This is a genomic window from Kutzneria sp. CA-103260, from assembly GCF_018263855.1.
GTDB lineage: Bacteria > Actinomycetota > Actinomycetes > Mycobacteriales > Pseudonocardiaceae > Kutzneria.
Genome location: NZ_CP073318.1, coordinates 1,101,656 through 1,115,250, shown reverse-complemented (window position 1 = coordinate 1,115,250; position 13,595 = coordinate 1,101,656). Strand labels below are relative to the sequence as shown.

Below are 13,595 nucleotides of genomic sequence, written 5' to 3'. Positions count from 1 at the left end.
GGTCGACCCCTAGGGGCAGACCAGCCCGGTATTCGGCCATACCCGGGCACTTCTCATGGAATTCCGAGCGACCCGGCATAGGGTCTGGCACCATGCAGACCCGCGCGCCGCTCCTGGTCGGCCGGGATGCCGAGCTGGTCGAGCTGACGCGGGCGCTGTCGGGTGCGCGGGCCGGCCGGGGTGGGTCGGCGAACCTGGTCGGCGAGGCCGGCATCGGCAAGTCACGGCTGGCCGCGATGATCGCGGGCCGGGCGTTCGACACCGGCATGCGGGTGCTGCGCGGGCGGGGCAGCGCGATCGGGCCGATGGTGCCGTTCCGGCCGCTGGCCGAGGCCCTGCTATCGCTGTTCCGCGGCGGGGAGTCCTTTGCGGACAGTGAGCTCGGGCCGTACCGACCGGCGCTGGGCCGGCTGATCCCGGAGTGGGGCGGGGACGCGCCGGCCTCGCCGGCCTCGCTGGTGGTGCTGGCCGAGGCGGTGCTGCGACTGCTCGCGGTGGCCGGCCGCGACCGGGGATGCCTGCTGGTGCTGGAGGATCTGCACGACGCCGACGCCGAGACCCTGGCGGTCGTCGAGTACCTGACCGACAATCTGGAATTTCAGCCCATCATGCTGCTGGCCACCATTCGCAGCGAACCGGGCGCGGCGCTGGACCTGGCCCGGGCCGGCGAGCAGCGGCGCACCAGCCGGCTGCTGGAGCTGCGCCGGCTGGACCGGACCCAGGTGCGCGCGATGGCCGCTTCCTGCCTGGAGATTCCCGCACCCGACGTCGTCGACGACGTCGTGCAGCGGCTGTGGGCCGACAGCGCCGGCAACCCGTTCGTGGTCGAGGAACTGTTGCACGGCATGGTGAACAGCGGCCTGCTGGTGCCCAGTGAGGAAGGCTGGCAGGTGGTCGGCGCGCTGCGCACCGAGGTGCCGGCCGCGGTGGCCCGCAGCATCGCCAACCGGACGGATCGCCTTGGCCCGCAAGGGCGAATGGTGCTGTCGGTGGCCGCCGTGCTGGGGCACCGGTTCCCGCTCTCGGTGGTGCGCGAGGTCGCCGACATCGACGACCGCGGGCTGCTTTCCCATCTGCACGCCGGCGTGGCCGCCCAGCTGGTCACGCCGGACGAGCCGGCCCCGGACTGGTACGCGTTCCGACATCCGCTCACCGCCGAGGCCCTGCTGAGCCAGCTCACTCCGCTCGACCGGGCCGAGCTGTCGTCGAAGGCCGCGGATGCCGTGCTGGAGCTGCATCCTGAGCTGCCCGGACACTGGTGTCAGCTGGTGGCGTCGCTGCGGCTGGACGCCGGCGAGGACGCCGCCGCCGGGCGGCTGTTCGCCGAGGCCGGCCGGCGGGCGCTGCGCGACGGGGCCGCCGGGTCGGCGATCACGTTGCTGGACAAGGCCAACCGGCTGCTGACCCGACGGCTGGACGCCGGCATCCGGGCCGACATCCTGGAGTCGCTGCTGCCGGCACTGGCCGAGGCCGGGCACTTCGACCGGGCCTTCCAGCTCGCCGGCAAGCTGGCCGATCTCGACGGCGACGGCCTGGACGCGCGCCGGCGGGCAGCCCTGCACACCCGGCTGGCCAAGGTCGCCTACCTGGCCGGGCGGTCGGCCGACGGGGCCGAGCAGGTCGCGGCCGCGCGTGCGCTGCTCGGCCCGCTTCCGTCCGATGAGGACACTGCCCGGGTGGATGTCGTTGCGGCGTATGTGGAAATGGACATGCCCAGGCCCGATCGCCTCATCCGGGCCGAGGAGCTGGCCCTGCGGGCGGTGGCCGCCGCCGAGCGGTCCGAGCAGCCCGTCGTCGCCTGCGAGGCGTGGGAACTGCTCGGCATCATCACCCGTGAGCACGACATCTCGCGGGCTGTCGAATGTCTGGAGCGGGCCCGGCAGCTCGGCGAGCAGCACCAGCTTCCCCTGCAGCGGGCCTATGCCGTGATGCGGCTGGCCGGGATCGACTGGCTGTCCACTTCGGACACTCTGAGCCTGGAGCGGGCCCGCGAGGAGGCCTTGCGGATCGGCGCGATCACCATGGCCTACAACGCCGACGCCATTCTCGCCCTGCACACCGTGCTCGGCGGCGACTTCAGCCTGGCCGCCGAACGGATCGACGCCTGCGCCGAGTCCGCCACCCGGCTCCAGCTCGGATCGATGGTCCGGTACACCCTGATGGCCAAGGCCACCCTGGCCGGGCACCAGGGCCGTCGGCGGGAGATGGACGACGCGCTGGCCGAATTCCGCCAGTGGGGCGGGGAGAAGTCCCAGGAGATGCCGCTTTCCGTCGGCTTGGCCCGGGTCTTCTGCGCCCTGCTCGAGGAGAACCGGCCGCTGGCCCTGCGGGAGCTGGCCGAGGCGCTGGCCTTCGAGACCGCCACCCCCACCACCTTCCACCTCGCCGGCCGCCACGGTCTCGACCTCCTGCTCGGGGTGCTCGACCGCCGCTACGACTGGTCGCACTACCGGGAAGTCGCCGACACTCCCGCCGGCCGCATGCGCTGGAACCTGCAGTTCACCGAGCTCGCCGCCGCCGTCCTGCACGGCCGTGACGGCGACTCCGCCCAGGCCTGCGACGCCATGGCCAGTGCCCAACAGGCCGGTGCCGCCTTCCCGCTGGCCCGCCATCTCGGGCTCCGGCTCGTCGCCGAGTCCGCCCACGCCGACCGGTGGGGCGATCCCGTCGCTTGGCTGCGCCGGGCCGAGGAGTACTTCCACCACAACACCATCACCGGCGCCGCCAGCGCCTGCCGGGCCCTGCTCCGCCAGGTCGGTGTCTCCGTCCAGCAACGCCGCGTCGGCGCCGAGCAGGTCCCCACCGCGCTGCGTTCCCTCGGCGTCACCGTGCGGGAGTACGACGTCTTCCGTCTGCTCGTCGACCGCCTCGGCAACAAAGCCATCGCCACCCGCCTGCACATTTCCCCGCGCACGGTGGAAAAACACGTCGCCAGCCTCATCGCCAAGACCCAGCAGCCCGACCGCGAAGCCCTCAGCACCTACGCCAGCGCCATCCTCGCCCCGTAGGCCTCAGGCCTCGGCGTGGGCGGCCAGTCGAGTGGCCAGCGCCCGCACCAGATCGCGGAGGTCGTCGGGTCGTTCGATGACAAACGGCCGGTCGAGGGCGGCGAGCAGGGGTGCTATCCAGTCGAGCCGTTCGGCCCGGATCCGGGCCCGTACCCAGGAAGTGCCGGTGATCTCGGTCAGAACCGCCACGGAAGGCGGGAACGTGGCACGGATCTGATCGGGTGTCGCTTCAATGCGCACGGACACGTCGTGCTGGTGCGGCGCCTCGGCCAGCGCGGTGAGGACGTGCGGGCCGGGCGCGAAACCCGTTGGCACGTCGAAGGTTCCGGTGAGCGTCCGGACGGCGGTGATCCGGTCGATGCGGAACGTGCGCACCTGTCCGCTGATGGAGTCGAGGCCGGTCACGTACCAGCGTCCGGAATGGGCCACGACCCCGTACGGATGGACAACGCGTTCACTCGCGCCGCCGTGGCCGGCGAGGTAGGCGAGCTCGACGGGACGCCGGTCCCTTGCCGCTTCGGCCACGGTGAGCAGCACTTCGGCCTCCGCCGTGAGCGTCGACCGTGCCGGCGCAGTGAAGTCGGCGATCTCCAGCAACGCGTCGAGTCGGCGGCCCAGGTCCTCGGGCAGCACCCGCCGGACCTTCGCCACCGCGCTCTCGGCGGCCGCCACCGACGTGGTGACCAGCCCCGCGCGCCGGCCGGCGACCAGACCGAGCAGGACGGCCAGGGCCTCGTCGCCGGTGAGCATCAGCGGGGGCATCCGGTAGCCCGGAGCCAGGCGGTACCCGCCGTACCGGCCGCGCACCGAGCGGACCGGGATCTCGAGGTCAAGGAGGTGTTCGACGTAGCGGCGCACCGTGCGCTCGTCCACGTCCAGCCGCCCGGCGAGCTCCGCGACCGTCCGGGTGCCACCGCCCTGGAGGATCTCCAGCAGGGTCAGCACACGGGCGATCGGACGGGTCACGGAAAGATCGTGCCAATACCGGGCGGATCCTGTCCACTATTGCCCCTAGCGTGGCCGGCGTCCCCTCCAGAACCGGAAGGATCCGCCATGCGTTTCGCCTCAGTCCGCGTCATCACCGACGACGTCGCCCGCCTCGTCACGTTCTACGAGCAGGCCACTGGTCTCCAGGCCCGCTGGGCCACCGAGCAGTTCGCCGAGTTCGTCACCCCCTCCTGCACCCTGGCCATCGGCAGCGTCCAGACAATGGCCCTGTTCAGCCCGGGCGCAGCCGTACCCGAGGCCAACCGGACCGCGATCCTCGAGTTCCTCGTCGACGACGTCGACCGCGAGCACGACCGCCTGACCGGCCTCGCCCCCGAGATCGTGCAGCCGCCGACCACCATGCCGTGGGGCAACCGCTCCTTGCTGTTCCGCGACCCCGACGGCAACCTGGTCAACTTCTTCACCCCGGTCACGGAGCAGGCCCGCGCGAGGCTGGACCACTAGGCTGGCGTCCATGGGAATCGGGGGGTTCTTGAGGACCGCCTGAGGTCGATCACGATCCCGACGCTGGTCCTGGTGGCCGGCCGAAGCGTGATGCACGACCCGAAGGCCGCACATGCCCGCGCCCAAGCCCTGATCCCGCATGTCCAAGCCGAATTGTGGCCGGCGGCAACGCATTCGCTGCCGGTGGAGTCGCCGGACGAGGTCAACGACCAGCTGCTGCGCTTTGTCGGTAGTGGGGCCGAAGGCTGGCCGTGAGCATACGGTCCAGTAGCCGGTCGGGCAGCAGCCGTGAGAGACGGGTGATCAGGGCGGCGTCGCGGCCGATGGTGTAGCGGGTGCGAGGCCGACGGGCAGTGACGGCGGTGGCGATGACCTGGGCGGCGTCGGCGGCGGAGACGCCGTTGGGGGTGTGGGCGGCGGACTGGGCGTTGATGGCCCGGATCAGGTTGCCGTAGCGGTCACGGTGTTCGGGGGACATGGCGGCGGCGGCCTGGTTGGTGGCGGCGACAACGCGGGACGCCATGTCGGTGCGGATGGCGCCTGGCTCGATGACAACGACCGGCACGCCCAGCGGGGCGAGTTCCCGGCGCAGGGAGTCGCTGACGGCTTCGAGGGCGAACTTGGTACCGGCGTAGGGACCGTAGGTGGGCATGGCGACCCGCCCGCCGACGGAGCTGATGTTGATCACGCGGCCGGCGTGGCGCAGCAGCGCCGGCAGCAGGGCCTGGGTGACGGCGATGTGCCCGAACAGGTTGACCTCGAACAGCCGCCGCCACTCGTCCAGCGGCAGCGCCTCGACGGGGGCGTTGGTCTGCACGGCGGCGTTGTTGACCAGCGCCCGGAGCGGCGAGTCGATGCGGGCGGTCAGCGCGGCAATGTGGTCGGGCTCGGTGATGTCGAGGATGACGGGCTCGATGCGGTCGCCGCGAAGGGCGTCGGCGTCCCGGTCGCGGCGGACGCCGGCCAGGACGTGGAGGCCGCGGCGGGCCAGCTCGCGGGCGGTCGCCGCGCCGATGCCGGTCGAGGCCCCGGTCACGACGACGGTTTCGGATGACAATGTCACCTGAACGACGGTAGGCAGCTCAGATGACACTGTCAACTGTAAGCTCGCCGGCATGACCAGCCGCGCCGAATCAGCCGCCGCCACGCGACGGGCCCTGCTGGACGCGGCCGCCGACCTGCTGGACGGCGGCGGCCCGGACGCGGTGACGCTGCGCGAGGTCGGGGCGCGGGCGGGCGTCACCCGAGGTGCGCCCTACCGGCACTTCCCCGACAAGGACAGCCTGCTGACCACCATCGCCGCCGAGGCCCTGGACCGGCTCGCCGACCAGGTCCGGGCCATTCCCAAGACATCTCCGGCCGACATGCTGCGCCACGCCCTGGACGCCCTGATGACGATCGGCCGCCGCCAGCCGCACCTGTACCGGCTGATGTTCACCTACCCGGCCGGCGACCCGGCCGCGATCGACGCCGCCGCCCGGGCCGGCGACCGCGCCCAGGGCGAGTTCCTGGCCATCATCAGCGAACTGGTCGGTCCCGAGCACGCTCGTCGTTACGGCGCACTGCTGTTGACCAGCGCGCACGGGATCGCCGACATGGAGGTCAACGGACACCTGGCCCCGGACAAGTGGGACGTCACCGCCGAAGAACTCGTCACGATGCTGGTGTCCATGATCGACCGACAGGTCAACCCAGTGCCCGCAACAGCCCCGTCCTCGGATGGCAACCGACGTACTCGAACCGGGTCTGGTCCGGCTCCACGACGGTGACCTCGTGGTACAACCGCAGCCGCGCCGCCGGCCCCATGGTGGACAGATACTTCAACGCAGCACGGAAAATCGCGACGTGCGTGGGATGGGACTCGGACCACGTCTCAAGATCCTCCAGGCCGCGCCACCAGCTGAGCCCGAAGCTCTTGTCGGTGACGCCGCCGTCGGCGGCCAGCACCCGGAGGTAGCGGTTCGCATAGCAGCCGACGGAAAGCCCGTCGTCACGGAGAAAATCCATGCCGGCTCGGAGCACCGGCTCGACTTCCGTGAGGTACATCTGGCGCTCGTCACCGGCGGTCTCGGTCCACTCCTGGCCGGAGCGAATCAGGCACAGGTTGCCGTTGGGCACCACGGTCACGAGATCGCCGACAGTCCGCGCCGACACGTCACCGATCGGGGCGAGTAAATCGTTCTGGGCCAGGGGAATCCGGTCGCGGGCCCCGCCCCAGTAGCCGTGCTCCTGGATCTCGCCGCTCAACCCGTCGGCGGCGACGGCGACGCCCTCCAGACGGTCGTTGGAGAACAGGGTCTCGAACCGGGGCACGGTCGGCCGCACAACCTCCAGGAAGAAGCCGGCATCGGGAACGGCCGGCCAGGCGGTCCAGAAGTCGTTGTCCGCCAACCAGGACGAAAACTCGGCCGGGTCGGTCCAGTACCGAATCTCCACCGTGGTGTGGTATCCGGCCTCATCGACGTACTGCGCACGCTCACGGTTCACGCCACCACCAACAGAAGCCAGGTGTGCCAAAGCTTCCGAAACCACCGGCGGCGGGGTCGCCGATCGGTGCTGCACGCCGAAGTAGGCCATGACCACCTGCCGCACCGACGGGTCGAACCGGGCCGAGAAGGACGGATAGGGCGGCCGGAACGAGGTCGACTTGCGGGCCGGTCTGGTCCGCTCGACCGTCAGGTGCGCGGGAATCGCCGACTCCACGGCGTCACGCCCCGTCGGCGACGAGCTCGACGGCCTCGAACTCGGGCTCGGGCTGGCGCGCCGAACCGTGCACGATGCGCGGGTTGGCGCCGAGATTGACGTGCAGGCGGAAAACGTCGGGCCGCGAGTAGTGGCCGACTGGGTCGGCGGCGGACTTGGCGATGGCGATAAGCGAGAAGTCCAGGTCCGCGAACAGCAGTCCCTCCTCGGTCTCAGCCAGCGGCGTCGCCAGCTCACTGCCCTCGGGACCGTAGACCCGGGCGAAACCCCCGCCCCGCAACAGAAGCTGCTTCTTCACGTCGTCGTCGCAGAACACCGCCTGGGCCGCCTCGCCGACCACACCGCACGGCGCGAGCACAAAGGTCTGGCCCTCCACGGCGTACACGAGGCTGGCGGCGGTGTTGACCTCCGGGCCCAGGGCCTGAGCGCCACCGCGGTAGACCGAGAAGCTGGGCCACGAGCCGACGTGGATCTGCTCGCCCAGGCTGTACATCGTGTACTTGGTCAACGGCTGGAAGTGCTCCCAGCAGTTCAGCCCGCCGATGCGGCCGATGCTGGTCTCGTGCACCTGGAGGTCGCTGCCGTCGCCCTCGCCGAACACACTGCGCTCGACGTGGGTCGGCTTCAGCTTGCGGCGCACGGAGATCACGCGGCCGGTGTCGTCGATGAACGCCTGCGCCATGTACAGGCTGCCGCCGTCGTTCTCGCTGAAGCCGAGGACCACGTGCACGCCGTGCTCGGCCGCCGCGGCGGCGATCCGGGTCATCTCCGCGCCGTCGCGGGTCATCGAGTTCTGGGCGTAGCGAGGCACGAACTGCATGCCCCAGGCCGGCGAGCCGAGCCAGATCCACCACGGGTAGCCCGGCAGGAAGGTCTCCGGGAACGCCACCAGCCGGGCCCCGCCGGCGGCGGCGTCGGCGATCAGGCCGACCACCTGGTCGACCCCGGCCGCCAGGTCCAGCCACTTGGGCTCGACCTGGACAACGGCAACGCGAACCTGCTCTGTCATCGCACGCCTCCGCAGTGAGTCCTGACTACCGCCCCACTATCGGACGCTCACCACACGGCCCGGACCGACAGCGCGTGCCGCCTCACTGACCAGGCGTGCCACGGAACTGGCCGGGCGTCAGGCCGGTCTCCTGCCGGAACACCCGGTAGAACTGGCGCTCCCCGGCGAACCCACAGGCCAGCGCCACCGAGTCGTGCGGACGACCAGGATCGTTGCGTAGCAAGGCTTTCGCGTGCTCCACCCGGATACTCCGCAGCAGCGAGCCCACTCCGCCCGGGATGCCGTCGAACAGCCGGTACAGCGTCCGCCTGGAGATCAGGAACGCCTGGGCGACGTCGTCGACGCTCAACGCCGGGTCACCGTGATGGGTCCGTAGGAAGGCCTGGACGCGTTGCCGCGTAAGGACTTCGCTGTGCGGGACGCGGCCGGCGGCCAGGCTCAGCGCGGACGCCATCAGCCCCCGGCCCTGGGGTGCCAGCGCGGCCGCGCCGAGCGGATCCGTCTGCTGGAGACGGGAAAGGCTGTGGAAGAACTGGGCCACCACACCGGCGGTGCTGTTCGCGCCGAGCTTCACCGCCGTCACGGTCCGCGCGTCGCGCAGGCCCGTCTCGGCCAGCATCGCCCCCAGCGGCATCTGCACCACGACCTGCTCGAACGCGTCGTCGAAATGCAGGGTGTACGGACGGGTGCTGTCGTAGAGGGCCATCTCGCCCGGGCCCAGCTCGGCCACCCCGCCGCCCTGCTCAATCCGGCCGTGGCCGCGGGTCTGGATGCTGGCGAGCAGGTACTCCTCGTGCGTGCGGGCGATCAGCCGGGAGGTGCGGCGGACCCGCTGGCCGCCGGCGTGCACCGTCGTCACCTCGAAGTCCCCGAGATCGGCGTGCACCAGCCGGCCCTCGAACCGCCGCGAGGTCGTCGGCGTCGCCGAGAGCTGCACGAACGTGTCGCAGATCAGGTCCCGCCAGTACTCGAACGCGCGCGTCTCATCAACGGCCGAGGTGGACAGGACTTCGGCCGGACCGGCGGGCCCCGAGCCGCTCATCGCGTCATAGTGCGCCGACGCGGGTCAGCCGCGCAACGGCTGCGCGCGGAAAGGCGGCCCGCTCCCGGAGGAACGGGCCGCCCATGGTCACGGTCACTCGAAGTGGCCGACCACCGGGAGGTCGCCGCTGGCGCCGAAGAACACCTGCGTCAGCAGGCTGCCGTCCGACTTGCGGATGTAGTAGCTGGAGTTGGACGGCCGGTAGACGCCCAGGTTGTCGTAGCCGCTGTTCTCGAAGTGTCCGACCATCGGGATGTCGCCCTGCGCGCCGAACACGACCTGGGTCAGCAGGCTGCCGTCGGACTTGCGGATGTAGAAGGTGCTGTTGGACGGCCGGTACACCGCGAGGTTGTCGTACGCGCTGTCCTCGAAGTGCCCCACGACCGGGATGTCACCGGACGCGCCGAACACCACCTGGGTCAGCAGGCTGCCGTCGGACTTGCGGATGTAGAAGGTGCTGTTGGACGGCCGGTACACGGCCAGGTTGTCGTAGTTGCTGTTCTCGAAGTGGCCAACCAGCGGCAGGTCGCCGGTCTGCCCGAAGAACACCTGCGTCAACAGGGTGCCGTCGGCGGCCCGGATGTAGAAGCTGGCGTCGGACGGCCGCCACACGGCCAGGTTGTCGTACGCGCTGTCCTGGAAGTGGCCGGCCAGCGGGACGTCGCCCTGCGCGCCGAAGGCCTGCTGGGTGAGCACCGAGCCGTCGCTGTCCTTGCGCACGTAGAAGCTGGCGTTGGACGGCCGGTAGACCGCGTAGCTGGAGAACGGGTTGCTGATGGTGTTGAACCGGTAGAGGTTGTTGCTCTGCATGATGCTGATGACGGTGCTCGCGTAGTTCGGGTCGGTCGCGTAACCGGCGGCCGCGATCTCCTGGACGAACTGGTCGGCGTTGTTGGTGTAGCTGAAGGCGTTGTTGTAGCGGCTGTTCGTGCGCAGGAACAGGCCGTGGTCGCGGAACGAGTCGGTCATCGAGGCATAGGTGCGGAACGAGGCGATCACGGTGTGGCAGTCCGGCGTGCACTCGGTGGTGGGCAGGTCGGCGCAGCCGTTGGCGATCGGGCCGTGGTCGCCGCCCGAGCACTTGATGCCGAAGTAGTTGTTGTTCGGGGCCGCCGAGCCCCACGCCGACTCCACGATGGCCTGGGCGACGGTGACCGAGGCGGGCACGCCGTAGTCGGTCTGCGACCGCTGGGCGGCCGGGCCGGCGGCGTTGATGAAGTCGTCGTGGGTCTGCGTCGTGTCCGGGTGAATGGCGCCGGCCTTCACCGCGTCGGCGATGGACGACTGGCCGCTGGCCGCCGCGACCGCGTCGACCTGGTTCACGCCGGCGAGCACGACGCCGAGCGCGGTCAGCGCGGCCACGCCGAACCGTCGCGCCGATGAGATCCCGTTCATTGTTTCCCTTCCCCCTGCTCTCATTGGAATCAGCCGGCGACCGACGGGTCGCCGGTCTTGCGGATGGTGCGGCTGACCTCGGTCAACACGTCAGCGTGGGCAGCCCGGCGGCGCCGGTCGCGTTCATCGGTTCGAGGTGAATGGGCGCGTTGGTCTGGTTGTGCGCGCCGTCGGGACGCCACTGGTCGATCCATTCCACGAATCGCCCGTCAACAATGGAGAGGCTGCGCGGCTGGCCGGCGCAACTGGTGGTCGAGAGCTTGCCGCCCCGATACCAGGTGCCGAGCATGCCGTTGGTCGAGTAGAGATAACTGGTGCCCGTTCCCGAGCAGTAGCCGCAGTTCGGATCCGAATAGGTCAGATAGAGGTAGCCGCCGGAGCGGAACACCGCGGGCGCCTCGACGTCGCCGAGGCCGCCGATCGTGCTCAGGCCCTGCCCGACGCCATTGGTCCACCACTGGTCGAGCTGTTCGATGCGCATGGTCTGATTGGCCATCGTGCACGCGATGTACGCGGTTCCGCCGTCCTCGACGATGGAGAAGTCGCCGTTTCCGGAGCAGATCGACAGGGCCGGCTTGTGGGTGGTGCCGCCCGCGTACTGGTCGCCGCACGGGCCGGCCGGGCCGCGGCAGCCCAGCGCGTAGTAGGCGTTCGCGCCGGTCCGGCGGAAATCGTCGGGCGCGTTGAACCACAGGATCCAGACGCCGTCGCCGCGCTGTGTCATCCGCGGGTTGAAGCAGCCGCCGCCGAACACCGAAACGCAGGTGGCCTGCCAGCTCTCGCCCCGCCACGAATTGGTTCCGTTCGGGTCGAACAGCGGCGTCGGCGCGGACCAGTGCACCTTGTCGGTCGAGGTCCGCACGTCGAAGCCGCAGAACCGGGTGCTCGGATCCAGCCAGGAGAAACCGCAGGCGTACTCCGTGCCGTAGAGATAGTAGGTCGAGCCGACCTGGGTGATCATCCCGTCGTGCAGGTCCAGGCCGGAAATCGTCTGAGCAGTGGCCGGCGCCTCGGCGTCGGCCGGACCCGAAACCGCGAGCATCGAGAGCGCCGCCAGCACCACGGCCAGCAGCACACCGAACAACCGTGCCCGTTTCATCCGTTTCCCCCTCGTACTTCGTGACGAGGAAACAATGACACCTACCCCTTGAGAAAACCTCGGCGGCGGTTTTCAGGCCGTTTCCAGGTTTTTCAGGTTTTTTTGAGGAGCCGGCTCGCGAAAAAAGGGCGGCCCCACCGTTCGGTGGAGCCGCCCCGTGCGTCGCGGGAAATCAGGCGCTGACCGCGTGCCCGCGCCGGCCGGACAGGAAGACCCGCACGAGATGGCCGATGTGCCCGCCCGAGGCGGCCGCCTCCAGCAGGTGCCCGTCGGCGAGCCGATCCATCAGGTCCTCGGCCTCGAACCGCCGCAGCCCCAGCAGGGACGCGACCTTGGTCGGCGTCAGCGCGGTGTCGCCGATCGCGGCCAGCCGGGCCAGCGCCTGCCGGTCCGCCGCCGCCACCTGCCCGTACGACCAGTCGATGCCGTCAGCCACGGTGAGATCGCCGGCGACCAGTTCGGCCAGCGCCGACTCGGGCTCCCGCAGGCGCTCGGCCAGGCCGACCAGCCGCAGCAGCGGCCGGGCGACCAGCCGAGCGCCGGCGATCCGCACGGCCAGCGGCGAGCCACCGCACAGCCGGACGATCTCCAGGGCGGACTCCGGCTCGGCCCGAACCCGGTCCGGGCCGGCCACCCGGGCCAGCAGCTCGACGCCCGCGGGCGGGTCGAACGGGCGCACCGACAGCCGTCGCGCCGCGTACAGGCCGGCCAGCGGCGACCGGCTCGTCACCAGCACGGCGCTGCCCGGCCGGCCCGGCAGCAGGGGCCGCACCTGGCGCTCGCTCACCACGTCGTCCAGCACCACCAGCACCGGCCGGTCGGCGAGCACGCTGCGGTACAACCGGGCTCTCTCCTCGGCTTCGGCCGGAACGGGCACACCGAGCGCGCGTAGGAAACCGGCGAGCACGTCCGCCGGATCGGCGTCACCGACCCGCGCGTACAACTGGCCACCGGCGAACCGCGCCGACGCCCGGTGCGCCGCCCGCACCGCCAGGCACGACTTGCCGACGCCGGGCCGTCCCGTGATCAGCCCGACCGGCATCTCCTCGTCGGACCGCTCCAGCCAGGCGGCCAGCCGTCCGAGCTCCCCGGACCGGCCGGTGAAGTCGGCGAGGTCGGCCGGCAGCTGCCGGGGCCGGGGCAGCCCGCCCGACGGGCTGGCGCGCACTGTGTCCCGGGCAGCGCGCAGCCCGGCCCCGGGCGTGATGCCCAGCCGGTCGGCGAGATCGCCGCTGACCCGGTCGTAATAGGCCAGCGCCTCGTCCGACCGGCCGGCCCGGTGCATGGCCAGCACCACCAGCGACTGCAGGCGTTCGCGGGTCGGATGGGCGTCCGCGACCGCGGCCAGCTCGGGCAGCGCCACGGGCGCGTCGCCGGCGTCCAGCTCGGCGGCGAGCCGGTCCTCGAGGACCGCGAGCCGAAGCTCCTCGAACTCCTGCCGACGCCCACGGGCCCAGCTGCCGTCCAGGCCGCCGAGCCCGTCGCCCCGCCACAGCGCCAGCGCGGCGGCGAACCGGTCCGCTGCCGCGCGGTGGTCGCCGGCCGCGGCCAGGCGGCGGCCGTCCCGCGCGAGGTCGTTGAACGCGTGCACGTCGACCTCGCCGCGGTCCAGCGACAGCCGGTAGCCCGCGCCGCTGCGCACGATCGCCTCCGGCCGCAGCGCCCGGCGTAACGCGGAGATGTAGGTGTACAGGTTCTCCCGCCACTTCACCGGCGGTCTGTCCGCCCACACGACGTCGACCAGCTCATCGACGGCCACCGGGTCGCCAAGCCGCACCGCCAGCATCGCGGCGACCGCGAACACCTTGCGCCCCACCGGTTTGCTGCCGCCGGGCGAGGCCACGTCGATCGGGCCGAGCACGCGGATCCGCATATGTCTTCCCCCTG

At 71.2% G+C, this 13,595-nt stretch carries 11 protein-coding genes; 3 read left to right on the top strand and 8 right to left on the bottom strand.

Annotated features, from left to right (window positions below):
* Window positions 1-92: 92 nt before the first annotated feature.
* Window positions 93-3,008 (top strand): helix-turn-helix transcriptional regulator, encoded by a 2,916-nt coding sequence (locus JJ691_RS04865; protein WP_211767599.1) that lies wholly within the window; start codon window positions 93-95, stop codon window positions 3,006-3,008.
* A gap of 3 nt (window positions 3,009-3,011) precedes the next feature.
* Here the strand turns inward: JJ691_RS04865 and JJ691_RS04860 are convergent, their stop codons facing one another.
* Window positions 3,012-3,974 (bottom strand): helix-turn-helix transcriptional regulator, encoded by a 963-nt coding sequence (locus JJ691_RS04860; RefSeq protein WP_211767598.1) that lies wholly within the window; start codon window positions 3,972-3,974, stop codon window positions 3,012-3,014.
* An 87-nt stretch (window positions 3,975-4,061) separates the two neighbouring features.
* Between JJ691_RS04860 and JJ691_RS04855 the strand changes: the two genes are divergently transcribed.
* Window positions 4,062-4,460 (top strand): VOC family protein, encoded by a 399-nt coding sequence (locus JJ691_RS04855; RefSeq protein WP_211767597.1) that lies wholly within the window; start codon window positions 4,062-4,064, stop codon window positions 4,458-4,460.
* A gap of 202 nt (window positions 4,461-4,662) precedes the next feature.
* Here JJ691_RS04855 and JJ691_RS04850 read toward each other — a convergent pair whose 3' ends face one another.
* Window positions 4,663-5,523, bottom strand: a complete 861-nt coding sequence (locus JJ691_RS04850; protein WP_249227686.1) for an SDR family oxidoreductase — start codon at window positions 5,521-5,523, stop codon at window positions 4,663-4,665.
* Window positions 5,524-5,575: 52 nt separating this feature from the next.
* Between JJ691_RS04850 and JJ691_RS04845 the strand changes: the two genes are divergently transcribed.
* Window positions 5,576-6,229, top strand: a complete 654-nt coding sequence (locus JJ691_RS04845) for a TetR/AcrR family transcriptional regulator (RefSeq protein ID WP_211767595.1) — start codon at window positions 5,576-5,578, stop codon at window positions 6,227-6,229.
* On the opposite strand, the gene JJ691_RS04840 is transcribed toward JJ691_RS04845, so the two are convergent.
* The 6 genes from JJ691_RS04840 to JJ691_RS04815 form a co-directional block, all read right to left on the bottom strand.
* Complete coding sequence (locus JJ691_RS04840; protein WP_211767594.1) at window positions 6,147-7,163, bottom strand: phenylacetaldoxime dehydratase family protein; 1,017 nt, start codon at window positions 7,161-7,163, stop codon at window positions 6,147-6,149. The two genes, JJ691_RS04845 and JJ691_RS04840, sit on opposite strands and share 83 nt — an antisense overlap.
* 4 nt (window positions 7,164-7,167) lie before the next feature.
* Window positions 7,168-8,172 carry a carbon-nitrogen hydrolase family protein gene (locus JJ691_RS04835; RefSeq protein WP_211767593.1) on the bottom strand — a complete coding sequence of 335 codons (1,005 nt, stop codon included), beginning with the start codon at window positions 8,170-8,172 and terminating at the stop codon, window positions 7,168-7,170.
* 82 nt (window positions 8,173-8,254) lie between these two features.
* A complete protein-coding gene (locus tag JJ691_RS04830; RefSeq protein ID WP_211767592.1) occupies window positions 8,255-9,214 on the bottom strand; it encodes an AraC family transcriptional regulator in 960 nt (319 codons plus the stop codon).
* Window positions 9,215-9,307: 93 nt separating this feature from the next.
* Window positions 9,308-10,609, bottom strand: a complete 1,302-nt coding sequence (locus tag JJ691_RS04825; RefSeq protein ID WP_211767591.1) for a glucosaminidase domain-containing protein — start codon at window positions 10,607-10,609, stop codon at window positions 9,308-9,310.
* An 82-nt stretch (window positions 10,610-10,691) separates the two neighbouring features.
* Window positions 10,692-11,708 carry a family 43 glycosylhydrolase gene (locus JJ691_RS04820; RefSeq protein ID WP_211767590.1) on the bottom strand — a complete coding sequence of 339 codons (1,017 nt, stop codon included), beginning with the start codon at window positions 11,706-11,708 and terminating at the stop codon, window positions 10,692-10,694.
* A gap of 172 nt (window positions 11,709-11,880) precedes the next feature.
* Complete coding sequence (locus JJ691_RS04815; protein WP_211767589.1) at window positions 11,881-13,581, bottom strand: AfsR/SARP family transcriptional regulator; 1,701 nt, start codon at window positions 13,579-13,581, stop codon at window positions 11,881-11,883.
* Window positions 13,582-13,595 lie beyond the last annotated feature (14 nt).

Excerpts from the sequence above, each read along its gene's own strand:
- JJ691_RS04830 (WP_211767592.1), bottom strand. The coding sequence starts at position 9,214 with ATGAGCGGCTCGGGGCCCGCCGGTCCGGCCGAAGTCCTGTCCACCTCG.
- JJ691_RS04865 (WP_211767599.1), top strand. The coding sequence starts at position 93 with ATGCAGACCCGCGCGCCGCTCCTGGTCGGCCGGGATGCCGAGCTGGTC.
- JJ691_RS04845 (WP_211767595.1), top strand. The coding sequence starts at position 5,576 with ATGACCAGCCGCGCCGAATCAGCCGCCGCCACGCGACGGGCCCTGCTG.
- JJ691_RS04815 (WP_211767589.1), bottom strand. The coding sequence starts at position 13,581 with ATGCGGATCCGCGTGCTCGGCCCGATCGACGTGGCCTCGCCCGGCGGC.
- JJ691_RS04825 (WP_211767591.1), bottom strand. The coding sequence starts at position 10,609 with ATGAACGGGATCTCATCGGCGCGACGGTTCGGCGTGGCCGCGCTGACC.
- JJ691_RS04855 (WP_211767597.1), top strand. The coding sequence starts at position 4,062 with ATGCGTTTCGCCTCAGTCCGCGTCATCACCGACGACGTCGCCCGCCTC.
- JJ691_RS04835 (WP_211767593.1), bottom strand. The coding sequence starts at position 8,172 with ATGACAGAGCAGGTTCGCGTTGCCGTTGTCCAGGTCGAGCCCAAGTGG.
- JJ691_RS04820 (WP_211767590.1), bottom strand. The coding sequence starts at position 11,708 with ATGAAACGGGCACGGTTGTTCGGTGTGCTGCTGGCCGTGGTGCTGGCG.